Genomic DNA, 23686 nt, shown 5'->3' with positions numbered 1-23686 from the left:
TGGTTACGCAGACAGGCATGTTATCGCTCGCAGACGAGTCAACATCCGGCAAGACGGCCAATGCATTGTGCATAACTTGAGTCAAGACCTTGACAGGCAATCCGCACGAGAAATATTTCGGGCCTCGATTTCCACTGGAACCGAAAACACGGTTTGCGGGGGTGGCCGGCATCCCCCAGTGGCTATGACAGCGGCGCTAACTTGTTGTTACAACGGCACTTACGCCGGTTATCCCCAGAACCTGTGGATAAGTCTGTGAATAATCTGGGGGAGATGGCCGCAGCCCGGCCTCCAGCGGCCACCCAGTGGGGGCTGGCCAAACTCTGAACAGTTGTTTAAGACCCCAACAATCAAATACTTACAAAACCGCGCGCCAAGTGTGGCAGCGCCCCTGACCGACCCGTACCCACTGTTCAATCATGTTGATAAATCGGATTTTCGGGTTGACAGAGACCCTTTTTATCAGCGCTGAAGTACTCTTCACGTCGGCAGAGAGAGCACGATCCCAGCCCCTGGCCTACGGAAAATACGTAAGTGCCTGGCACGACGCGGGTATCGCCGGTTATCCCCAGAACCTGTGGATAAACATGTGGAAAGTCTGGGCGTTGTTGCCCTGTCCCGGCATCTCGCGGCGCCCTTGTGGGCTCTGGTCAGATTTTATCCATTCAGTTACACCCCCGGAAAACAGTGACTTATGAAACGGCGCGCAAACGGTTGCACCCTGCGCTTGATCCGGTGCCCCCGGCACGCGCCGTGTGCATAAGTCAACAGCTCAGGGCTGCGAAAGGAGCCGAATCAGGCTCGATGTGTCGTTGCGGCCGCCACCGCGTGCCTGCACCTGGCCATAGAACTGATCCACCAGCGCCGTGACCGGCAACGTCGCGCCGTTGCGGCGGGCCTCGGCCATGCAGATCTCCAGATCCTTGCGCATCCAGTCGACGGCGAAGCCGAAATCGAACTCCCCTTCGGCCATGGTCCGGGCGCGGTTGTCCATCTGCCAGGACTGCGCGGCGCCGCCGCCGATGGCCTCCAGCACGCGCTCGATATCGAGCCCGGCGCGGCCGGCGAAATCGACGCCCTCGGACAGGGCCTGCACGAGCCCGGCGATACAGATCTGGTTGACCATCTTGGTGAGCTGTCCGGCGCCGGCCTCGCCGATGTGGACGACGCGGGCCGAGTAGACCTGAATCACGGGTTCGGCGGCCGCGAAATCGGCCTCGCTGCCCCCCGCCATGACGGCCAGACGCCCATTCTCTGCCCCGGCCTGACCGCCCGATACGGGGGCATCGACAAACCCCGCCCCGCGTGACCGGGCCGCGTCCGCCAGTTCGCGCGCGATCTCGGCGGAGACGGTCGTATGATCCACGAACACCGCACCCGACCCGAGGGTCTCGAAGGCACCGTCGGCCTCCAGCGTCACGGCCCGCAGGTCCTCGTCTCGCCCGACGCAGGCAAACACCAGTTCGGCGTCGCGCGCGGCCTCGGCCGGTGTGTCGGCCAAACGGCCACCATGTGTGTCACACCAGGCCTGGGCGGTCGCGCGCGTGCGGTTGTAGACCGTCACGTCATGGCCGGCGGCTGCGAGGTGCCCGGCCATCGGGCCGCCCATCACGCCGAGACCAATGAAGGCAACGCGCCGGGGGGTGGGTTCGCTGGATGTCGTCATCGGGGTCTCCCTGGGTTATCCGAAAATCGGCGACGAGTGTACCTGGGTGGTGGGTGGCGGGACGAATGGATGCCGACCCGCGGGACTCGTGGCAGCGCACTTCGTGCAGGTCGGGTTGACGAAGGGAACCCGATGCGGCGGGCCAAGCGTCGGTGATCGGGCCGGAGCGTGTCCAGACGCGCCGCCTCGACCCGTTGGGTATCGCTGCCGAGACTGTAAAAGTATTCGCGTTTTTCCGGTACCGGTAAAATCGCGCGCGTTGTGACCAGCGGAGCGATCGTTTCATGACGCGGCGATACAAGGCGGGCGTGGAACGCGGGCAGGGCCAGCTGCTGCCGATGCGGGTGGAGGACTACGTATCCGAAGACAACCCGGTGCGGGCGCTGGACACGTATGTGGAGAGCCTGGATCTGCGCGCGCTGGGCGTGACGAACACGGCGGACGGCGTGAGCGCGGGGCAGCCGGCGTATCCGCCGGCGGCGCTTTTGAAGCTCTACCTCTATGGCTATCTGATGCGCGTGCGCAGCAGCCGCCGCCTGGAAGCGGAGTGTTACCGCAACCTGGAGGTGATGTGGCTGCTGCGGGGGCTGAAGCCGTGCCACAAGACGATCGCGGATTTCCGCCGCGACAACGCCGAAGCGCTGCAGGCGGTGCACCGGGATTTCGTGCAGCTGTGCCGCGAGCTGGATCTGTACGGGCGCGAGCTGGTGGCGATCGACGGCTCGTTTTTCGCCGGTGATGCCGGCGCCAGGGGGATCCACACGCGCGATCAGCTGAACAGGCGCGTGCAGCGCATCGAGGCGGACATCGAACGCTATCTGCAGGCGCTGGACGAGGTGGACCGCTCGGAAGCGGAAGCGGCGGCGCCGGGCGGCGATGACGACGCCGACGCCCTGCGGGAGAAGCTCGAGCGCCTGCGCGAGCGCCAGGCGCGCGAGGCCGACCGCCTGGCGCGCCTGCAGGCGAGCGGCGGGACGCAGCTCAGCGAGGTCGATCCGGATGCGCGGCGTCTGAGCAAGAACGGGCGCGTGGTGTGCGGCTACAACGTGCAGCTGGCGATCGACGGGCGCCTGCGCCTGATCATCGACGGGGTGGCCACCGGCGACGGCAATGACCGCCATCAGCTGCAGCCGATGGCCGGGCGCGCCGCCGACGCGCTGGGGATGGGGCGGTTCACGGTGGTCGCCGATGGCGACTACTTCAACCCCGCACAGATGCGGGCCTGCGAGGGCGCGGGCATCACCCCTTATGTGCCCGAGCCGCGTCCCCGCGGCCCCTCGGCGGCGACGGGGCGCGTGGCGCGCGCGGCGTTCACCTTCGACGCCGGGGCCGACGGCTATCGCTGTCCGCGGGGCGCGTTCCTCGCGCGCCAGCGCGTGATCACCCGCTCGGGGCAGCGCCAGATCCACTACGCCAGCCACCGCGCGGACTGCGCGTGCTGCCCGATCCGCGAAGCCTGCCTGTCCGCGCGCACGCCTTATCGCGAGATCTACCGCAGCGAGCACGAGGAGTGGCTGGAGGGCGAGCATCGCCCGCGCATGGAAGAAGGCGGGCGCGAGGCCATGCGCCGGCGTGCGGAGATGTCCGAACACCCGTTCGCCACCGGCAAGCGCTGGCTCGGCTGGGATCACTTCCTGGTGCGCGGACTCGAACGGGTCAACGGCGAACTCGGGCTGGTGATGCTCGCCTACAACTTCCGGCGCGTGCTCAACGTGCTCGGCCCGCGGGCGCTGCGCGCGGCGATCGCCGCGCGGGCCCGGCACCGCTCCGCGCGTTCCCGCTCCGGTGCCGCCATCACGCGCCTGTTCCGGGCGATGCGCGCGTGGACCGAGCATCAGTCCATCGGCGCGCCCGCGGCCGCCTGACAGACTTCACCGGCCGGCAACGGCGGTGCCCGGCCTTCCGGTGCGGAATACTTTCACGGTCTCTGCCGCTCAACCCAACCTGCGGTCCACGGTCGATCGTGTTCGACCGGCGGGGCGCGGACGGGTGCGGGGCATCATTGCTATGCTCGGGCGCATGACGCTGACCGAGTTCCGTTACATCGTGGCCGTCGCGCGTGAGCGGCATTTCGGCCGCGCCGCGGCCGCCTGCAACGTGAGTCAGCCGACGCTGTCGGTGGCGGTGCGCAAGCTGGAGGACGAGCTCGGGGTCACGCTGTTCGAGCGCGGCCGCAGCGAGATCGGGATTACGCCGATCGGCCGGCAGATCGTCGAGCAGGCACGGCGCGTGCTGGCGGAGACCGCCTCGCTGCGCCAGCTCGCCGAGCAGTCGCAGGACCCCCTGAGCGGGCCACTGCGCGTCGGTGCGATCCATACGATCGGCCCGTATCTGTTCCCGCATCTGATCCCGCTGCTGCGCGAGTCCGCACCGCGGATGCCGCTGGTGGTCGAGGAGAACTTCACGGCAACGCTGGCGGAGCGTCTGCGCCAGGGCGAGCTCGACGCCATCATCGTGGCGCTGCCGTTCGAGCAGCCGTCGATCGAGACGCGGCCGCTGTATGACGAGCCGTTCCGGGTGGTGTTGCCGGCGAACCATCCGTGGACCGCATTCGATCGGATACCGGCGGCCGATCTGTCGCGCGAGCAGGTCCTGCTGCTCGGCGCCGGCCACTGCTTCCGCGACCAGGTACTGGCGGCCTGCCCGGACTGCGGGGGGCACGTCGACTCGCCGGGCGGCGACCGCCAGCTCGAGGGCTCGTCGCTGGAGACGATCCGCCACATGGTGGCGAGCGGCATGGGCGTGACCGTGCTGCCCTGCACCGCCGCGCGCGAAGACTACGAGCGCGGGCTGCTGGCGGTGCGCCCGTTCGACGATCCGGTGCCGCGCCGCCGCGTGGCGCTGGCCTGGCGCCGCAGCTTCCCGCGACCGGATGCACTCGCGGCACTCGAGGCGGCGATCCGCGCCTGCGAGCTTGGTTGCGTCGAGCCGGTCGGCGGGGCAGTCAACGCCTGCGGATGAGCGCAAAGCCCGCCGCGAAGCGACCGGCCCGGGTATAATGGGGGGTCACCCGACCGTACCCTGGTCGCGGTCTATCGAGCCCGATCAACCGGAGGATTTCCATCGATGGCGTTCACGCCCGCCCACCGTTTCTGTCCCGGCTGCGGCTCGGCCCGCCTCGCCTGGCGGGTCCCCGATGACGACGACCGCGAACGCCAGATCTGTGACGACTGCGGTTCGATCCACTATCACAACCCGCGCAACGTGGCCGGCTGCATCTGCGAGCACGAGGGGCGGATTCTGCTGTGCCGCCGGGCCATCGAACCGCGCCACGGTTTCTGGACGGTACCCGCCGGCTTCATGGAAAACGGCGAGAGCCTCGCCACCGCCGCCGCGCGTGAGACCCGGGAGGAAGCCAACGCGGTCGCCGAGGGCATTCAGCTCTACGCCGTGTTCAACCTGCCGCACATCAATCAGGTATATGTGCTCTTCCGCGGCGGTGTGGCCGGCGGACATGCCAACGCCGGCCCGGAGAGCCTCGAGACCGCCTGGTTCGAGCCGCACGAACTGCCCTGGGACGAGCTTGCGTTCCCTGTGATCCACGAGGGGCTGCGGCTGTATCTCGCCGATCGGGATGCCGGGCACTTCCCGGTGCACATGGGCGATATCGAGCGGGCCGAGAGCGGTGTGCTCGTGGTGCGCCACCACGACGGTACCGAACGACCGGCAGAGCTGGATTGGCGGCGTAGCGGTTGAGGTGAGTTTCGGGCCGGACGCGGGGATGCGCGATTCCGGTCTCGCCCGGGGGCAGGAGGCTCCGGTGTCTTCCGGCCGCTGTATCGCCGATGCGTTGTGCGGGCACGATCGCGAGCAAGCTCGCTCCTACAAAAAAACTGATGCGTGGAATACGGGCACGCTGATCGTAGGTGCGTTTTCGCCGAAGGCGAACGCGCACGGTTTTGGGTCAGCCCAGGGCGGCGAGCAGGGCCAGGTAGACGGCGAGTTCGGCGATCTGGTTGGCGGCGCCGAGGGTGTCGCCGGTGATGCCGTCGAGGCGGGCGCGGCTCCAGGCGACGATTAACCCGGCACCGACGGCGCCGGCGATCCAGGTGACGACTGCGACGTTACCGAACAGTACGACGGTGAGCAGCGCGGTAGCGGCCAGCGCGGCGATGAGCCCATTGAGCGTGATGCCACCGGCGAAGGGCTTGCCGGTGCCGCCCTCTCTGCGGGCGTAATTCAGCCAGCGGATGGGCGGCAGGCTGGAGCAGCGGGCGAGCGAGTGCGCGCCGATCAGTGCGGCCGGGGCGGCGCCGCCCAGCGCGGTGAGTGCTGCGACGCGGCCGGCGAGCACCAAGACCAACGCGGTGACCCCGTACGTCCCTACCCGGCTGTCTTTCATGATATCGAGGGCGCGCTCGCGATCCGGGCTGCCGCCGAGGCCGTCGAAGGTATCGGCCAGGCCGTCTTCGTGGAACGCGCCGGTCGCGAGCGCTGTGACGGCAACCGCGACGATCGCCGCGATGACCGGTGGCCAGACCAGCGCCGCCAGCCACCAGGCGAGCGCGCCGATGCCGCCCACGAGCACGCCCACGGCCGGGAACCAGGGCGTGCAGCGGTGAATGCGGTCGGCCACGTCGGGCACCGTCCACGGCACCGGCAGCCGCGTCAGAAAGATGACGGCGGTGGCGGCGTCGTGGGCCCACGCGGGAAGGCGTTCAGACATCGGCGGCATCGTTACAGGCCGGGAGGTCGGCGAGTAACCGTTTGCGCCAGGCGCGCAGTTCCGCGTGCATGGCTTCATCGAGGAGCCCGCTGGCGTGATCGGCCGCGAGCGCGGCGTCGAACTCGGCCAGGCTCCGCGGGCTGCCGGCCTCTCCGCGGCACAGACGCCACCAGCGCAGCTCCTGCCAGCGCGCCTGCTCGTCCGCGTCCAGCGTATCCGGCCAGTTGCGCGCGCGGTAGCGGAAGTACATCTCGCGCAGGCGCGGGTCGCTGAAGCCGGGGTCGAACCCGGCCAGGCTTTCGGGGTCCCGGCGGTGGACGCCGTCCATCCGGGCCCGGTCGTCGTCGCCGACAAAACCGTCGTAGAGCGCGGTATCGGGGTCGCCCGGCTCGCTCGCGCCGCGGTCGAAGGCCGCCCGCAGGCGCCAGGCCAGGCCGGCATCGCCTCGAAGGCGCGTGAGGGTGGCGCGGGCGGCGTCGAGGTCGATCCCGAGGCGGCTGGCGGCCTCCGGCGCGAGCGTGCCCGACGGCGCGAGAACCGGCGCGGCGTTCAGTTTGACGGTCTTCACGGGCACTGGCGGTTCGCCGTCGGTGCGCTCGCTGGCCGGTCGGAACAGGCGCTCCGCGAGTGCGTCGGCGTCGAGTTCCAGCAGCGGCGTAGGGTCGCTGGCGAGGTCGACCACCAGCACCTGGTTGCCGATCCAGGGGTGCGGCGCGAGCGCGGCGACCGGGGCGATGGCACCGCGCGCGGCCGGGTATTTGTCGGAGACGTGCAGAACCGGCTCGGTCGCATCCAGCCGGAGCAGATCACCAGCACTCCGTTTGTCGCGGTGGCTGAAGGCGTAGTCGAACAGCTTCGGCTGGGCGGCGCGCAGGCGCCGGGTGAGTTCGAGCGTGGCGTAGACGTCGGCGAGCGCGTCATGGGCGTCGTGCTCGATGTTGTTCGCGGCGGCGAGATCCTCGAGCCGGAAGCTCGGGATACCGGGCTCGCGCTCGGGCCACTCCAGGCCATCCGGGCGCAGCGCGTGGGCGAGGCGGAAGATGTCGATCACGTCCCAGCGCGAGTTGCCGTTGCGCCATTCACGCCCGTACGGGTCATACAGGTTGCGCCACAGCAGGTGCCGGGTGACCTCGTCATCGAACCGCAGGGTGTTGTAGCCGAGCGCGCAGGTGCCGGCGCGGCCTAGCTCCTCGAGGACCGCGGCGGCGAACTCGGCCTCGTTCACGCCGCGCTCGGCGGCGGTGACCGGACCGATCCCGGTGATTGCGCAGGCCGCGGGCGCGGGCAGCACATCGGCCGGCGGCCGGCAGTACAGCACGGTCGGTTCCTCGATCGGGCGCAGGTCCATATCGGTGCGCAGGCCGGCGAACTGCAGCGGCCGGTCGCGGCGCGCGTCGACGCCGGTCGTTTCGAAGTCGAACCAGTAGAAGGTGGGCGTGCGCGCGCTCATGTTCCAGGGCTCCGCCGGTTCAATCGAATCCCTTGCGCCGCAGCACGACCAGCGGTACGAACCACAGCCGCACGGCCTCCAGCACGACGATCACGAGCGCTGCCAGCACGACCAGCGACCACGAGAAGCCGATCAGCAGGCGGATCACGATGAGCGTGACCAGCAGCGCCTCGACGGTGCGCCACAGGCTCGACAGGCGGCTGCTGACATACACACTCGCCCGGCACGATGGACAGGTGGTCGGCGTCAACGACGTCGCCCCCCACTTGCGGCGCGGGCTGATTGTGGGTTCGTCGCAACTGGGACAACGGAACGGCTGCATGCGTGGGACCCCTGCCTTGTGAGGTGCACAGTCTAGTGGGCCATGGAGTCGGCGTACACGACCGGCACCGCGGACACGAGCGGCGGCATGATCGTCCCGTGCGGCATTGCGGTCGATGGTATGCTCCGCGCCCCATGGATACCCCTCAGCTGATCGACGACCCCGCGACCCTCGAAGAGGCCCTCAACCGACTGGCGCAGACCGACTGGTTCGCCATCGATACGGAATTCATCCGTGAAGAGACCTACTGGCCGCGGTTGTGCCTTGTGCAGGTGGCGACGCCCGATTTCCTGGCCTGCATCGATCCGCTCGCGCTGGACGATCTCGGCGGCCTGTTCGACCTCATGCAGGATCCCGGGATCACCAAGGTGTTCCACGCGGCCGGCCAGGATCTGGAGATCTTCCACCACCTGACCGGCAAGGTGCCGGCGCCGATCTTCGACACCCAGGTGGCCGCGCCGCTGCTGGGCCATCCGGAACAGGCCGGCTTCGCCAGACTGGTATCCGGGCTGCTGGGCATCGATCTGGAGAAAGGCCACGCCCGCACCGACTGGTCGCGGCGGCCGCTTCCAGCGGATGCCCTCGCCTACGCGGCGGACGACGTGCGTTACCTCGTACCGCTGTACCAGCGGATCCACGCCGAGCTCGCGGAACGCGGTCGACTCGAATGGCTGGAGCCGGAGTTCGCGCGGCTGACGGATCCGGCGCGCTACGATCCGCCGGCCGAGAATGCGTGGCAACGCGTGAAGGGCGGCGACCGCCTGCCCGACCGCGGGCGGGCCACGCTGCAGGTGCTGGCCGAGTGGCGCGAGAACACCGCGCGCGAGCAGGACGTGCCGCGCGGACGGATCGCGCGCGACGACGTGCTGGTCGATATCGCGCGTTCGCAGCCGAAGTCCCGGGACCAGCTCGGGCGGATGCGTTCGGTCCGCGGGCCCCTGATCGACCGGCACGGGGAACGGCTGCTGGAACTGGTCGCGGAATCGCGGCAGACGAAGCCGCCGCTGCCGGCCCAACGCGGTCGCCAGGTAACCCTCGACGCAGCGGGCGAGGCGCTCGCCGATGCCCTCTCCGCCGTGATCCGCCTGCGCGCGGAGGAAGTCGATCTCAATCCGGCGAGCCTGGCATCACGCAAGGATCTCGCACGCATCGCCTCGGGCGAGTCGGCGCACGATGTGCTTGCCGGGTGGCGGGCCGGGCTGGTGGCCGATCAGCTGGATGCGCTGGCGCGTGGTCGTTCAACGCTGCGGGTGGAACAGGGGCGTCTGAACGTTTTCGACGATTGAGCGAGGCTGGATTCGGGCGCTTCGGGCGGGCTGCGCGCATTCGACCGGTGCGGTGGCCCGGTCGAAGACGCGCCTACGGCGTGCGCGGCCCCGGCCATCCCGGCAGGTCGTAGGCGCGGTTTCGCCGCAGGCGAACGCGCGCGATCCGCGGTTCAGCGCAATCCAGCGCTTCGGGGGCACCGCGCGCACTCGACCGGTGCGGTATCCCGGTCCAAAAACGCGACTGTGGCATTCGTTGCGGAGACGGGGCTTGCGGGCATGATCGCGAGCAGGCTCGCTCCTGCGATGACTTCGTGAACCCGGATTGGCGGGGCTGAGCGGTGTCCGTTGTTGCATCGCGGGTTACAGGCGCAGTACCTTCGCTGGACTGACCACTCCACTTTGGTCCAGACAACGGAGAAACGCCGATGAAGACACGCGCCGCGGTGGCCTGGGAACCGAACAAGCCACTCGAAATCGAAGAGATCGACCTTGAGGGACCGAAGCAGGGCGAAGTCCTGATCCGTAACGTCGCGACCGGTGTGTGCCACACCGATGCCTACACCCTCTCGGGCATCGATCCGTCCGGCGTGTTCCCATCGGTTCTGGGGCACGAGGGCGGCGCCATCGTCGAGGAAGTCGGGCCCGGCGTGAAGACGCTGAAGCCGGGTGACCATGTCATTCCGCTGTATATCGCCGACTGCGGCGAGTGCAAGCTGTGCCAGTCCGGCAAGACCAACCTGTGCATGGCGCCGCGCGCCACGCAGCCGAAGGGCCTGATGATGGACGGCACGAGCCGCTTCTCGAAGAACGGCACGAAGATCCATCACTACATGGGCACCTCGACCTTCTCCGAGTACGGCGTCGTCAACGAGATCTCGCTGGCGAAGGTCAATCCGGAGGCGCCGCTCGACAAGGTCTGCCTGCTGGGCTGCGGCATCACCACGGGCATCGGTGCCGTGCGCAATACGGCCAAGGTCGAGGAAGGCGCGACCGTCGCCGTGTTCGGCCTCGGCGCGATCGGCCTGTCCGTGATCCAGGGGGCGTATCTCGCGAACGCCAGCCGCATCATCGCGATCGACATCAACCCCGACAAGTTCAAGTTCGCCGAGCAGCTCGGTGCGACCGAGTTCGTGAACCCGAAGGATTATGACGACCCGATCCAGGACGTCATCATCGAGATGACCGACGGCGGCGTCGACTACTCCTTCGAGTGCGTCGGCAACGTCGAACTGATGAAGTCGGCGCTCGAGTGCTGCCATATCGGCTGGGGTGAATCGACGATCATCGGCGTGGCCGGTGCGGGCGAAGAGATCCACACACGCCCGTTCCAGCTGGTCACGGGCCGGGTCTGGCGCGGGAGCGCCTTCGGTGGCGTGAAGGGCCGGCGCGAACTGCCGGGCTACGTCGATGGCTATATGAATGGCCAGATCAACATCGACGACTTCATCACGCACACGATGGGTCTCGAGGACATCAACCACGCGTTCGAGCTGATGCACGAAGGCAAGAGCATCCGCTCGGTCATTCATTACTGAGGTTGATTGCATGACGGCAACGATCGAACCCGTCGCCCGGGTCAAGACGTTCGACGGCTGGCAGTACACGATCGAGCACGCATCGGAGGCCTGTGGCTGCCCGATGCGATTCGCGATCTATATGCCGCCGCAGGCGGAACACCATGAAGTGCCGGTGCTCTACTGGCTCTCGGGTCTCACCTGCACCGAAGACAACTTCATGACGAAGGCCGGTGCCCAGCGCTATGCCGCCGAGTGCGGCATCGCGCTGGTGGCGCCGGACACCAGCCCGAGGGGTCTGGGCCTGCCCGGCGAAGACGACAGCTACGACTTCGGCACGGGGGCCGGCTTCTACGTCAACGCGACGAAGGAACCCTGGTCGAAGCATTACCACATGTACGACTACGTCGTGCATGAGCTTCCGGCCTTCGTCGAGGAGCACTTCCCGGTCATCGCCGGCAAGCGCTCGATCAGCGGGCATTCGATGGGCGGTCACGGCGCCCTGGTGGCGGCACTGAACGAGAAGGGCCGTTACGCCTCCGTATCGGCGTTCTCGCCGATCGTCGCCCCCACGCAGGTACCCTGGGGCGAGAAAGCCTTCTCCGGCTATCTCGGCGAGGACCGCGAGGCGTGGAAGGCCTACGACGCCTGCGAACTCGTGGCCAAAGGCGACAACCCCATCCCGCTGCTGGTCGACCAGGGCCTGGACGACGTCTTCCTCAAAGAACAGCTTCAGCCAGAGCGCCTCGAAGAGGTCTGCAACGCCCAGGGCCACTCACTGCAGCTGCGCCGCCACGAGGGCTACGACCACAGCTACTACTTCATCGCCACGTTCATGGGCGACCACGTCTACTACCACGCGGAAAAACTCCGCTCGACGTAATCCTTCCGGGCACGGGCGGTCACACGCCCGTGCCGTTCTTTCACTCCCCTTTTAGAACCACGAATGAACACGAATGGACACGAATGCTGCCGCAGGGCCTATTAGGCTCGCAGGAGCTTCGCTGAGACATCTGCGGCGAATGGTGTCTCTTTCTGAACCACAGATAGACACAGATGAACACAGATAAGGTCAAAAACAGCAGCGCAGTGACATCATGCGCTCTCGGTGTGCCATAGACCCCCTTTGACTTTCATCAGTGTCCATCTGTGTTCATCTGTGGTTCTCATCCCCAACATCAGGGCCACCACGCTTTCAGCAACGCTCCTCCAGGCTCGATAAGCCATGCGGCAGCATTCGTGTCCATTCGTGTTCATTCGTGGTTCCTTTCCCTGCTCCTTCGTAGTGCATAGACATTCCGGTCTGCGCCAGTGCGGTGCAGTGGCGGACATGGTCTGTTCGTAAATCACTGATATTACAGTCATTCCTTGAATGGCACGGCTCCTGCTCCCGGGTTCGGCGGTTGTCTGTTTCAACCGCGGAAAGCGCGCAAGGAGATCCGTCCCATGAAACTCGTATCCGCAATCATCAAGCCCTACAAACTCGACGAGGTGCGTGAAGCGCTCGGCGAGATCGGGGTGCAGGGCATCACCGTGAGCGAGGTGAAGGGGTTTGGCCGTCAGCGCGGTCATACCGAGCTGTATCGCGGCGCCGAATACGTCGTCGACTTCCTGCCCAAGGTCCGCCTCGACGTCGCACTCGAGGACGACCGCGTCGATGCCGCCATCGAGACGATCTGCAACGCCGCCCGGACCGGGAAGATCGGCGACGGCAAGATCTTCGTTCAGCCACTCGAACAGACCGTACGTATCCGCACCGGTGAAGCCGGCGCGGAAGCGCTTTAAAGGGGAGCGGACATGGATACAGCCAACATGACAATTGAACTGAGCTACGCGCTCGACACGTTCTACTTCCTGGTTTGTGGCGCACTGGTGATGTGGATGGCGGCCGGTTTCGCCATGCTCGAATCCGGCCTCGTGCGCTCCAAGAACACCGCGGAGATCCTGACCAAGAACGTCGCGCTGTACTCGATCGCCTGCGTGATGTACCTGCTGCTCGGCTACCAGGTCATGTACGGGGGCGACGGTATCAACGGCGTCATTCCTTCGCTGGGCGCCCTGCTGCCGGGCGAGAACACCACGGAGGCCGTGCTCGCCGGGGGCGAAGGTGCACCCTATTACTCCGGCGCTTCGGACTTCTTCTTCCAGGTGGTATTCGTCGCGGCGACCATGTCGATCATCTCGGGCGCGGTGGCCGAGCGCATGAAGCTGTGGTCGTTCCTGACCTTCGCGGTGTTCATGACCGCCATCATCTACCCGGTGCAGGCCTACTGGTCCTGGGGCGGTGGTTTCCTGTCGGCCGCGGGTTATTCCGATTTCGCCGGCTCGGGCATCGTGCATCTGTGCGGCGGCGTTGGCGCCCTCATCGGCGCGATCATGGTCGGACCGCGCAAGGGCAAATACGACGCCGAGGGGCGGCCGCGGGCGATCCCCGGCGCCAACATGCCGCTGGCGGCGCTCGGCATGTTCGCCCTGTGGCTCGGCTGGTTCGGCTTCAACGGCGGCTCACAGCTGGTGCTGTCCAGCGTCGCCGACGCCAATGCCGTGGCAAAGATCTTCGTTAATACCAACACCGCCGCTGCCGGTGGCCTGCTGGCCGCGCTGATCACGGCTCGGATCAAATGGGGCAAGGCGGATCTCACGATGGCAGTGAACGGCGCCCTCGCCGGTCTGGTGGCGATCACGGCCGAGCCCCTGGCGCCGAGCCCGCTGGCGGCCACGCTGATCGGCGCGGTCGGCGGCATCATCGTCGTATTCTCGGTGCTGGCGCTGGACCGGCTGCGCGTGGACGACCCGGTCGGCGCGATCTCGGTCCACGGCACCGCCGGCATCTGGGGCGTGCTGATCGTGCCGGCCTCGAATACCGGTGCCTCGATCGGGCCGCAGCTGCTCGGGCTCGCGGCAATCATCGGCTGGACGGCAGCCGCGAGCGCCGTGGTATTCGCCCTCGTGAAGCTCGGGATGGGCCTCCGGGTCACCGAGGAAGAGGAATATGAGGGCGTGGATATCGCCGAGTGCGGCCTCGAGGCCTACCCCGAGTTCGTCGGGGCTCGCGGCGGCACCGCCGGGTGATTTCCACATCCACCCTCGCCCAGGGACGCGGCTGAGTGGCAGAATCCCGGGCACGGTTTACAGGAGCAGGCTCCGTGCCCGGGATTCCCTCCACACCATTGATCGCGGGATGCGGCTATGTCGGCCGCCGTCTCGCCCGCCTTTTGATCGCCCGTGGCGAGCGCCCGGTCGCGCTCGTGCGCACCCAGCGCTCGGCCGATGAACTCGGACGGACGGGGATTGCCCCGGTCGCCAGCGACCTCGATCGGCCGATCGACGAGCCGCCTGCGGCGGCGGCCGACGGGACGGTGTTTTACCTGGTCCCGCCACCCGGTGATGCTGAGGACGACGATCCGCGACTGCGCCACTTCCTCCGCGCGTGTGAAGAGGCGGTACCTCGCCGGCTGGTCTATCTGAGTACGTCCGGGGTTTACGGGGACTGCCACGGTGAGTGGGTCGATGAAAGCCGCCCGCCCGCACCGATCTCCGATCGTGCCCGCCGGCGCCTCGCGGCCGAGGAGCTCGCCCGCGCCTGGTGCGAGGAACGCGGTATCGACGTGGTCATCCTGCGCGTGGGCGGCATCTATGGCCCGGGCCGGTTGCCGATCGATCGGCTGTCGAAAACCACGCTGATACGGGCCGAAGAGGCGCCCTGGAGCAACCGCATCCACGTGGACGATCTCGTGACCACGCTGCGGGCCGCTGCGCGCCATGGCCGGGCGGGTGCGGTGTACAACGTGGCCGACGGCCACCCGACCACCATGACGGACTATTTCAACCGCGTCGCCGATGCCACGGGCCGGCCCCGCCCGGCCACCGTGCCGCTGGAGCAGGCCCCGCAGGCCCTGTCGCCGGCGATGCTGTCGTTCGTGCGCGAGTCGCGTCGGCTCGACATCGGCCGCATGCAGCGCGAACTGGGCGTAACGCTGAAGTACCCCTCGCTGGACAGCGGCCTTGCCGACGCCCTTAAGACGAATCCCGATCGCGCCGTGGTCTGACGGCGGTCGTTCACGCTCCAGCATTCGGTGGCAACGCGCTTACCGGTACGGCGTCCCCAGGCGTGCTCGTTGCCGTAGCCTGCTGCGGGAACGATCGCGAGCAAGCTCGCTCCTACAGGCCAAACAGTCGCAGCGGTCTGCCGAAACCTGTAGGAGCGAGCTTGCTCGCGATCGGTGTCATTTGCCGGTTGCCTTCACGCCCTCACAAATTCATTTGCCACCGATGCGCGCACTCGCACGCGCCTGCGCTTGAAGGGGCCTATGAGAGGCGCGTTTGCGCGAAGCGCACGCGCGCTTCGGCGGTTCGCCCGGCCTTGGCGTCCGGGACTTGGCGGGACACCGATTCACGCGTCGGGTGAGCCGCCGTCGCCCATCTCGCCGGTGCCACCCCCCTTGCCGCTGCGGACCAGGCGGGTCGAGCCGGCGTCGCGTTCGAGACGCGGTTCGTCCTCGCCTGCGCGATGCAGGCGGATGTCCTGGCGCGGATACGGGATCTCGATGCCGTTTTCGCGGAACACGCGCTCGACCTCGAAATTGAGGTCGCTTACGACCGAGAGGAAATATTCGATATCGCGAATGAAGGCGCGGATCTCGAACTCCATCGCGAATTCCCCGAGGCGGCGGAACAGCACGATCGGCGTGGGCGCAAGCAACGCATCGTTGATCACCTGGGGATGCCGCTCGGCGATCCCGAGCAACAGATCGCGTACCTGCTGCGGATCGGTGCCATAGGCGGCGCGCACGGGCACGATGACGCGCCCGAAGGGATCGCGCAGCATCCAGTTCGTGACCTGCCCCTGGATGAGTTCGGAGTTCGGCACGATCACGTCGGCGCGATCGAAGGTCTCGATCTGGGTCGAGCGGATACTGATCCGCTTGATATAGCCCTCGGTGGGGCCGACCACGACCCAGTCGTTCGTCTTGACCGGCCGCTCGAACAGCAGGATCAGGCCGGAGACGAAGTTGTTGAAGATGTTCTGCAGGCCGAACCCGATGCCGACCGAGAGCGCGCCCGCGATGATCGCCAGGTTGGTGAACTTCACGCCGGCCACCGCGAGCCCGACGAGCAGCGCGAGCGCCACGCCGAGGTAACCCGTGACCGTAACGATGGCCTCGTGCGCGCCGCGCTCCATGCGCGAGCGGCTGAGCCAGCGCTGGTCCAGGCGCTGCTTGAACCAGCCGGTCACCCCGATGCCCACGATCAGGACAATCAACCCCCAGAGCAGGCGAATCGGCACCAGTTCGAACTCGCCGAGCGCGATGCCCTCGTTGAGCATGCGCATGATGAACGCGAGACCGGTATCGGAGAGCCCCCACATCAGCAGGGCGAGCAGCAGGGCACCGCTCCACAGGACGATCGCCAGCAGGAAGCGCAGCCAGGTCAGGCCGGGCATATACTGATCGGCGCGCACGCCCAGTGAACGGCGCACGGCCCGATGCCAGCCCCGGCGGCCTTCGTCGAGCCCATCGAACAGCTCGCCGAACAGGTGCCAGATGAACCAGCTGCCCCAGAACACGACGATGGTCCCGGCGATACCGGTAACGATGTACTCGGAGAGCTCCAGGTACCCGAGCCACTCGGCACCGAGCGCGGCCAGCATGCCGGCGGTGATGATGAGGCGCGGCAGCCGCGTGTCGTGCCAGCGCAGCAGGTCCCCCGCCAGCCAGAAGATCCGCATCAGATTGATGATCAGGACCGTCGAGACCAGCAGCCGCAGGAGATCACGCACCGGCTCGGGGAAGCTCTCGACGACCAGGGTCGCCGAGAACAGCGAGACCGTCAGGATCACGATGCCGAGGACACGCAGTCGGCGTGTGAGCGAGCGCAGGACCGGCGCCGGGGCCGGCAGATAGGGTTTCGCCGGCGGGCTCGGCGCCAGGAACACGCGTACGGTCAGTATGAACAGGAAGTAGCCCGCCAGACCGTACGACAGCAGCGTGATGAAGGCCCAGCCCTGTTCGCGCACACCGACCACGGTGAGGTACAGCGCCACCGCCACGGACGTGACCAGTGCCGGCAGTATGCTCGCGGCACAGGCGAGCAGCGCGCGCAGGAAGCCCGCGGCGATGGTTCCGGTCTCGGGCACGCGTTCGGCCGTGGCGAACATCGGCGCGCGCGCGTAGAGCGAGCCGCCGATGCCGACCAGCGCGAGCCCGAGCAGGCCGATGAACTCGATCCAGTTCAGTGTATCGAGACCGCTCTCGCGGAGCAGGAACAGTCGCGCGGTGTTCCACAGCTGCGCGGGCTCGCTCAGGTTTTCGCCGATCACTTCCCAGGCGGGCTGCTCGCGCGCGGCCAGCCGGGCCGTCAGGATGGCCTGCTGCAGGCGGGTCACGCGGTCCTGCAGCTGGTCCGAGCGCAACTGGATCACCCGGCAGAGCTGGAGCTGATTCTCCACGTCGCGCTTCTGCAGTTGAAACGCGGCCCGTTGCTGCTGGACGCCCGCCGCCTCGTGTGGTCCGGATTTCCCGAGTGTGGCGAGGCTCTCCTCGAGATTGGCGAGGCGGCTCTCATTGCGCTCGATACACTCGTTGGCGACCTCGCGGGCGGCCGGAATCTCACCGAGGTACGCGCGCAGGACATCGCGCTCCGGGGTCTCCTCGGCTTCAAGCGCCTGCTTGATCGCGTTCAGCCGCGCGTCCGCCGCCTTGACCTCTTCTTCGGGCATGGCGGCGGCATGGGCCGTTACCGCCGCGAGCGGCAACAGGACGGCCAGCAGCAGGGTGGCGAACACACGCGACGGGAGACAGAGCATGGCGATCAAGCGACAGGGCCGAAGCGACAGTCTAACGGCACGGCCGGGCGGGGCCTATAACCGGGCGAGACGGCGCAGGCCCTCTTCGAGCGTCGAGCGGGGGCAGCCGAAATTGAGCCGCAGGAATCCCTTGAGACCGAAGTCGGCCCCATCGGAGAGACCGACTCCGACCGCTTCCGCCGCGGCCGCCGGGTCATCCACTCCGAGTTCGCGCGCATCCAGCCAGGCGAGGTAGGTCGCCTCCGGCGTGGCCATGCGCAGGCGCGGGTGGTCCGCGATGGCCGCCGCCACTCGATCGCGATTGCCGCGCAGATAGTCGATCAGCGCGCCGTGCCAGTCGTCGCAGTCCCGCCAGGCGGCCAGCGCGGCAGTGAACCCGAGCGCGTTCACGCCCGGCACGAATCCGGCACGCGCGGACTGGAAGCGCCGCCGCAGTTTCGGGTCCGGGATGATCGCGAGCGAGCAGCCGAGCCCCGCGATGTTGTAGGTCTTGCTCGGCGCCATCAGGGTGATCGTGCGGCGCGCGATATCCGGGCCCAGGGTAGCCATCGGGATATGGCGGCGCTCCGGGTCCAGGATCAGGGCACAGTGGATTTCGTCGCTGCAGATGATGAGATCACGGCGTTCGCAGAAGGCCGCCAGCGCTTCCAGCTCGTCGCGGCGGTAGACGCGGCCGGTGGGGTTCTGCGGATTGCAGAGCAGCAGCAGGCGCGTGCGCTCGGTGACGGCCGCTTCGAGCCGGTCGAAGTCGATGGTGCCGTCGGCGGACGCCAGCGGCACTTCGATCCGCTCGCGCCCGGCCCGCGCCGGCGCCGCTCGGAACGGCGGATACACGGGCGTGAAGGTCGCCACCGCATCGTCGCGTTCGCCGACCGCGGCCGCCGTGAGATGAATGCCCGGCACAAGCCCCGGCAACCAGACCAGCCACTCCGGCTCGACCTGCCAGCCGTAACTCTCACGCAACATCGACACCGTGACATCGACCAGCTCATCGGGCGCGCTGGTGTAGCCGAACACGCCATGATCGACGCGCTCATGCAGGGCATCGAGCACCGCCGGCGGTGCGCGGAAGTCCATATCCGCGACCCACATGGGCAGCACGTCGCGCTCGCGGAAACGGTCCCACTTGTCGCTCGCGGTCCCTCGGCGATCGATCAGCTCATCGAAGTCGTAATGCATGCACTCGGTCCGGTTGCGGGCGCGGGACGGCCCCAGGAGCCTGTCGGGGAAACCCGGACAGGCTTCCGGCCGTCAACCGCGCCGATGGTAGGCAATGCGGCACCGGCCTGCCAGCCGGCGATTACGGTCCACTCTGGGGCGATGCGTCCGGGTCACTCGGCGTCGTGTCCCCGGCGTCGTCGCGCTCGAACAGCCCTTCCAGTTCGTCCGCCGCCTGCGAGGTCGACAGCTGCAGGGCATCGCGCTCGCGGTGGACCGCGTACTGGCGCTCGAGGATCGCCTCGTCGTGCTCGCGGAAGCCGGCCGCTGCCTGACGCGCTTCCTCCTCGTCGCCGGTCGCCCACGCGAGCACGCCCTCGCCCAGCTCCAGACTCGCCGGGAAGGTCTCGCGGACGACGATCCGCGCCCCGAGATCGCGTAGCCGGAACGCATGCTGGCGGTTTCGGGCACGCGCGAAGATCGGCAGGTTCGGGAAATGCCGGCGCACGGCCTCGGCCGTGCGCACCGATGCCTCGACATCATCGATGGCCAGGACGAACGCGCGCGCGTCGCCGGCATCCGCGGAGCGCAGGAGGTCGATCCGCGAGGCGTCGCCATAATAGAGCCGATTACCGTAGCGGCGCACGAAGTCGACCTGCACCGGATTGATCTCGAGGGCGGTGAACGGGACGTTGGCGCTGTGCAGCACGCGCCCGACGATCTGCCCGAAGCGGCCGAAGCCGGCGATGATCACCCCGGGCGCGGGCGTGTCGATCGTGTCGTACATGCGCTCATCCGAGCGGTCCAGGCGGGGCGCCAGCACGCGCTCGTTGAACAGGACGGTCAGCGGCGTGGCGACCATCGACAGGGTCACCGCGGCGATCAGGTAATCGACCTGGGTACCGGTGAGCACCCCTTCCTGGGCGGCGGAGGAGAACACGACGAAGGCCAGTTCCCCGCCCTGCGGGAGCACCGCCGCGAGTGAGCGCGCCTGGCCGTCGCCGAGCCCCCATGCGCGGCCGATCGCATAGATGAGCGTGAGCTTGATGGCGATCAGCCCGCCGGCCAGACCGAACACCACGGCCGGCTGCTCCACCACCAGGCCCAGATCGGCCGACATGCCCACGGCGATGAAGAACAACCCGAGCAACAGGCCCTTGAACGGCTCGATGTCGGCTTCGATCTCGTGGCGGAATTCCGAGTCAGCGAGCAACACGCCCGCCACCAGCGCGCCCACGCCCATCGAAAGGCCGGTGGCATCGACCGCCAGCGCGGAGCCGATCACCACCAGCAGCGCCGTGGCCGCGAACGTCTCATGGGTCCCGGAGGCCGCTACCAGCCGGAAGACCGGGCGCAACGCGACATGCCCGCCCGCCACGATCGCCGCGATGACGGCGAGGCTGATCACGGTATCGATCGCGAGCACGCGCGGATCGAGGCCATCGGCGCCACTGCCAAGGATGGGCAGCACCGCCAGCAATGGCAGCAGCGCGATGTACTTGAACAACAGAATGGCGAACGCGGCGCGGCCGTGGCGCGTGGTCAGCGCTTCACGTTCGGCCAGCGACTGCAGCACCAGCGCCGTGGACGAGAACGCGAGGCCCACGCCGACCACCAGCGCCGCCCCGGGCGACAGTCCAAGCATCCACGCGGCGGTCCCGAGCGCGCCGGAGCAGGCCAGCAGCTGCAGCGAGCCGAGGCCGAAGACATTGCGGCGCAGTACCCACAAGCGCGCCGGCTGCAGTTCAAGCCCGATGATGAACAGCAACAGCACCACACCGATTTTCGAGAACTTGAGGATGTCCTCGACATCGGTGATGAGCCCGAAGCCATGCGGCCCGATCGCGAGGCCGGCGGCCAGATATCCCAGCACGGAACCGAACCCGATCCGGCGAAACAGCGGCACCGCGACGACCGCGGCGGCAAGGAAGATGGCGGCCTCATACAACAGGGTCATGGCGGCGGCCCCCCATGGGCACGACTCGTCGATCGGTGCTGCGGTGCGCTCCCGACAAGCGGGCGCACCACCGCCCTGCTGCCGCGATCAACCGGGCCGGGCACGCGGCGGGACGCGGACGCTACCCCCTGACGCGCCAATCGGCAACCCCGAAGTGATCTCGATTCATGGTTTCTCGCCCGACTCGCGGCGGCGGGTGTCCGTCTCGTCCAACTGGAACCGTTCCGCGAGTTCCGCGGCGGCCTTGTGGAAACATTCCATGCAATCCTTCGGTACCGGTTTTGCAGGAATGCTAAACGCCGGGCCAGGCCTCGTACCGGAGCAGAAGACTATCACCCCATGAACCGAGGACCTTGCGGGACATCCGTTTGCAAGTAGACATGTAAATGGTTATAAATCGCTCCTACTGGGATATAACCAGCGGATCGCTCTCCCTTTTCCGCGATTGAGACATCCGCCGACACGCCTCGTCATCCCGTCCAGCGCTGGTGCACTTGCCTGGGATGGTGCTACTCCGCTGCGGCCACATCGGCCAGGGAGCATGCATGATCAGTGAAGACCGAGCTACGATCCTTGTCGTCGACGACCAGCCGGCATTACGCGCCACGCTGGGCACATATCTGGAGCACAGCGGTTTCAGGGTACTGACTGCGGCAGACGGAAGTCAGGCTCGGTTGGCAACAATACAGAATGAGATCGATCTGATCCTTCTGGACATCGTCATGCCGGACGAAGACGGGATGTCACTGTGCCGGGCGCTGCGGGGCATGTGCACGACACCGGTGATTTTCCTGTCGGCGCGGGACCAGGATAACGATCGGATCGCGGGACTGGAGGTCGGGGCCGACGACTATATCGTCAAACCATTCAATCCGCGGGAACTGATCGCAAGGATCAAGGCGATCCTACGACGACGGCATGCCGCACCCCCAGAGGCGATTCCGACCGATTCCGGTTCCATCCGTTTCGACCACTGGTACCTGCAGCGCCGCAAGAAACGTCTGATCTCATTATGCGGTGAGCACGAACACGAACTCACCTCCGCCGAATACGAGCTGCTGATGGTGTTCCTGCGCCACCCGCGGCGGGTGCTGGCGCGGGATGAACTGCTTGAGATGACCTGCGGCCGCAAGGGACGTCCTTTCGATCGGACGATCGACAATCAGGTACGTCGGTTGCGCAAGAAAGTCGAGGCGGAGCCGTCGCGTCCGAACGTCATCCGCACGGTCTGGGGTCGGGGTTACTGCCTGGATGTCGAAGTCGACCGTCAAACCCGCTGATCAAGTCGGCTCTGGGCAGTCCGCGTGGTGCTGACTTTTCCGTTCAGTACGCGCCCGGCGTGACATGCTTCACATTCCGATGCGCGCCGGCGGTTTGCCTGTTGATCCATTGCCCTTAAACAGGGATTGTTGCAGTACCCCTTGGCATCGCGGTGATTCGAGGCGCGCGCTTCACCCTCTCGGAGATTTGACGATGCATCCGTACGGCCCCCGAAAAACCCTTCTGGCAGTCGGTACTCTTCTAGCGTTCATGGTGCTCGTCGGTTGCAGTGAAGAAAAAGGCTCTGCCGAGAAAACTGGAGAGGAGATCGACGAAGCGGCCGAGAAACTCCAGGACGACGCGGGCGAGGCCGCAGAAGCCGCCGGGGATGCTATCGAGGAGGCCGGCGATTCGGTAGAAGACGCCACCGACGAGTAACCGCAGCGTCTGACATGCGAGCGTAGCCATTGGGGCCTGCACTGCGGCCTACGGTGACCGTCTCACGACACCCTGCCGTACGGACGCACCATCCCGATGGGCATGCTCGTCCCCACTGGCATGGCATCTGCACCGGAATCCGATGAACGCGATTTCGCCGCGCGGCACCGTGCGATCCGATGACGCGTTTCGTCACAAACCGCCACACGGTGTCGATATTGTCCGTGATCGGCACCGCATGCGACCGGCACCGCCGGAGGGAGGTATGCCCGATGTCTCTTCCCATGATGCTCGCCGCCGGAGCGGTCCTGCTGATCCTCATCGCCCTGCTGATGCTGCAGCGCCGGAGGAACGCCGCTTCCCGGCCGGAGGAGGACGGTACGACCGCGTCCGCCGGGGAAACGCCGTCGGTGGATACGGCATCGCGTCACGGGCTGGCCACGGACCAGTGGCAGCCGCTGGGCTCGGGCGGCCGCCTCAAGGCGATTATGCGGGGCGGGCGTCACGGTCTCCGGCTGGTGCGCGCCCCCGATGTGGCCATCTACCGTGCAGTCGACGGCGACGCGATCCGTGTCGTGCGGGGACATGACGGTGTCTACGGGGGCCGCCCGAACTGGGCGCATATCGCTGAACTCACGCGTGCGATGGGCAAGGCGGAGCGCTGTTGGCCCGGCGCCGAACTCGCCGGCGTCCTGAGCTATACCGACCGCGCCGTGGCCGTGGAATACTCGCCGCGCCTGGTCGCCGACCTCGAGGACGAGACCGCGCCCGACCCCGAAGGCGCAACCGTGGCCTGACCGCGCGGCCCCGGATTACCGGGGCCAAAGCCACCGGCGCCAGTAGCCGCGATCGCCACGCCGGTACGCCCTTGCGGCCTGGCGGGCACGCACCCGGAAAAGGCGCAGCAGGCGCCGCGCCCAGACGAACTCGAGCGCCAGGATGGCGAGCCCGAGCGGGATCACCACCACGGCCGGCCCCGGCGTGAAGAACATCACGGCGCCGACGAGCACGACCGTAGTGCCGACGGTCGCGATTACCAGCCGCCGGGCAATCCGATAGCTCCCGCGTGCGAGGCGCAGGAACAGGGATGGTGCGCCAGCCGGGACCACGGGATCGAGGGCCCGTTTTAGCGGCTTCGATCGCTCATCGTCCGAGTCAGGAACCATCCTGCCATCCGGCGGC

20 protein-coding genes are annotated in these 23686 nt (G+C 67.4%); 12 read left to right on the top strand and 8 right to left on the bottom strand.

The window, feature by feature from the left end:
* Positions 1 to 772: 772 nt before the first annotated feature.
* A complete protein-coding gene (locus A0W70_RS05410) occupies positions 773 to 1666 on the bottom strand; it encodes an NAD(P)-dependent oxidoreductase (protein ID WP_067561228.1) in 894 nt (297 codons plus the stop codon).
* 284 nt (positions 1667 to 1950) lie between these two features.
* Here A0W70_RS05410 and A0W70_RS05405 point away from each other — a divergent pair, with 284 nt between their 5' ends.
* The 3 genes from A0W70_RS05405 (at position 1951) to A0W70_RS05395 (ending at position 5362) form a co-directional block, all read left to right on the top strand.
* Complete coding sequence (locus A0W70_RS05405) at positions 1951 to 3531, top strand: IS1182 family transposase (protein WP_067561226.1); 1581 nt, start codon at positions 1951 to 1953, stop codon at positions 3529 to 3531.
* Between the two features lie 154 nt (positions 3532 to 3685).
* Positions 3686 to 4627, top strand: coding sequence for a hydrogen peroxide-inducible genes activator (locus A0W70_RS05400; protein WP_067561637.1), 942 nt, complete (start codon positions 3686 to 3688; stop codon positions 4625 to 4627).
* Positions 4628 to 4732: 105 nt separating this feature from the next.
* Positions 4733 to 5362, top strand: coding sequence for an NUDIX hydrolase (locus A0W70_RS05395; protein WP_070988373.1), 630 nt, complete (start codon positions 4733 to 4735; stop codon positions 5360 to 5362).
* Between the two features lie 208 nt (positions 5363 to 5570).
* Here A0W70_RS05395 and cobS read toward each other — a convergent pair whose 3' ends face one another.
* Genes cobS through A0W70_RS05380 form a run of 3 tightly spaced genes read right to left on the bottom strand, consistent with a single transcriptional unit; the run spans position 5571 to position 8032 of the window.
* Positions 5571 to 6332 (bottom strand): adenosylcobinamide-GDP ribazoletransferase, encoded by a 762-nt coding sequence (gene cobS / locus A0W70_RS05390; protein ID WP_067561224.1) that lies wholly within the window; start codon positions 6330 to 6332, stop codon positions 5571 to 5573.
* Positions 6325 to 7782: an exodeoxyribonuclease I gene (gene sbcB / locus A0W70_RS05385; RefSeq protein WP_067561222.1), complete on the bottom strand. Its 1458-nt coding sequence runs from the start codon at positions 7780 to 7782 to the stop codon at positions 6325 to 6327. Before sbcB ends, cobS begins: the two co-directional genes overlap by 8 nt.
* A 19-nt stretch (positions 7783 to 7801) precedes the next feature.
* Positions 7802 to 8032, bottom strand: coding sequence for a hypothetical protein (locus A0W70_RS05380; protein ID WP_139150733.1), 231 nt, complete (start codon positions 8030 to 8032; stop codon positions 7802 to 7804).
* 206 nt (positions 8033 to 8238) lie between these two features.
* On the opposite strand from A0W70_RS05380, the gene rnd reads away from it, so the two are divergent.
* The 6 genes from rnd (at position 8239) to A0W70_RS05350 (ending at position 14935) form a co-directional block, all read left to right on the top strand.
* A complete protein-coding gene (gene rnd, locus A0W70_RS05375; RefSeq protein ID WP_067561218.1) occupies positions 8239 to 9390 on the top strand; it encodes a ribonuclease D in 1152 nt (383 codons plus the stop codon).
* 407 nt (positions 9391 to 9797) lie between these two features.
* A complete protein-coding gene (locus tag A0W70_RS05370; RefSeq protein WP_067561216.1) occupies positions 9798 to 10907 on the top strand; it encodes an S-(hydroxymethyl)glutathione dehydrogenase/class III alcohol dehydrogenase in 1110 nt (369 codons plus the stop codon).
* Between the two features lie 10 nt (positions 10908 to 10917).
* Entirely contained in the window at positions 10918 to 11769 is an 852-nt protein-coding gene (gene fghA / locus A0W70_RS05365) for an S-formylglutathione hydrolase (protein WP_067561214.1), read from the top strand.
* A 563-nt stretch (positions 11770 to 12332) separates the two neighbouring features.
* Complete coding sequence (locus tag A0W70_RS05360) at positions 12333 to 12671, top strand: P-II family nitrogen regulator (RefSeq protein ID WP_067561212.1); 339 nt, start codon at positions 12333 to 12335, stop codon at positions 12669 to 12671.
* 12 nt (positions 12672 to 12683) lie between these two features.
* Positions 12684 to 13958: an ammonium transporter gene (locus tag A0W70_RS05355; RefSeq protein WP_067561210.1), complete on the top strand. Its 1275-nt coding sequence runs from the start codon at positions 12684 to 12686 to the stop codon at positions 13956 to 13958.
* 74 nt (positions 13959 to 14032) lie between these two features.
* Positions 14033 to 14935 (top strand): SDR family oxidoreductase, encoded by a 903-nt coding sequence (locus A0W70_RS05350; RefSeq protein ID WP_245675813.1) that lies wholly within the window; start codon positions 14033 to 14035, stop codon positions 14933 to 14935.
* A 344-nt stretch (positions 14936 to 15279) separates the two neighbouring features.
* Here the strand turns inward: A0W70_RS05350 and A0W70_RS05345 are convergent, their stop codons facing one another.
* The 3 genes from A0W70_RS05345 to A0W70_RS05335 form a co-directional block, all read right to left on the bottom strand.
* Positions 15280 to 17691 carry a mechanosensitive ion channel family protein gene (locus A0W70_RS05345; protein ID WP_067561206.1) on the bottom strand — a complete coding sequence of 804 codons (2412 nt, stop codon included), beginning with the start codon at positions 17689 to 17691 and terminating at the stop codon, positions 15280 to 15282.
* A 54-nt stretch (positions 17692 to 17745) separates the two neighbouring features.
* Entirely contained in the window at positions 17746 to 18870 is a 1125-nt protein-coding gene (locus A0W70_RS05340) for a MalY/PatB family protein (protein ID WP_067561204.1), read from the bottom strand.
* A 121-nt stretch (positions 18871 to 18991) separates the two neighbouring features.
* Positions 18992 to 20806, bottom strand: coding sequence for a monovalent cation:proton antiporter-2 (CPA2) family protein (locus tag A0W70_RS05335; RefSeq protein ID WP_067561202.1), 1815 nt, complete (start codon positions 20804 to 20806; stop codon positions 18992 to 18994).
* 545 nt (positions 20807 to 21351) lie between these two features.
* Between A0W70_RS05335 and A0W70_RS05330 the strand changes: the two genes are divergently transcribed.
* The 3 genes from A0W70_RS05330 (at position 21352) to A0W70_RS05320 (ending at position 23301) form a co-directional block, all read left to right on the top strand.
* Positions 21352 to 22086, top strand: a complete 735-nt coding sequence (locus A0W70_RS05330; protein WP_067561200.1) for a response regulator — start codon at positions 21352 to 21354, stop codon at positions 22084 to 22086.
* Between the two features lie 193 nt (positions 22087 to 22279).
* Complete coding sequence (locus tag A0W70_RS05325) at positions 22280 to 22504, top strand: hypothetical protein (protein WP_067561198.1); 225 nt, start codon at positions 22280 to 22282, stop codon at positions 22502 to 22504.
* Positions 22505 to 22776: 272 nt separating this feature from the next.
* A complete protein-coding gene (locus A0W70_RS05320; protein ID WP_139150730.1) occupies positions 22777 to 23301 on the top strand; it encodes a hypothetical protein in 525 nt (174 codons plus the stop codon).
* A 15-nt stretch (positions 23302 to 23316) separates the two neighbouring features.
* On the opposite strand, the gene A0W70_RS05315 is transcribed toward A0W70_RS05320, so the two are convergent.
* Complete coding sequence (locus A0W70_RS05315) at positions 23317 to 23670, bottom strand: PGPGW domain-containing protein (protein WP_083330791.1); 354 nt, start codon at positions 23668 to 23670, stop codon at positions 23317 to 23319.
* Positions 23671 to 23686: the final 16 nt, after the last annotated feature.

The sequence above is a fragment of the Halofilum ochraceum genome, from assembly GCF_001614315.2.
Classification (GTDB): Bacteria; Pseudomonadota; Gammaproteobacteria; order XJ16; family Halofilaceae; genus Halofilum; species Halofilum ochraceum.
The sequence above is the reverse complement of the archived record's forward strand: the minus strand, read 5'-3'. Positions and strand labels throughout refer to the sequence as shown.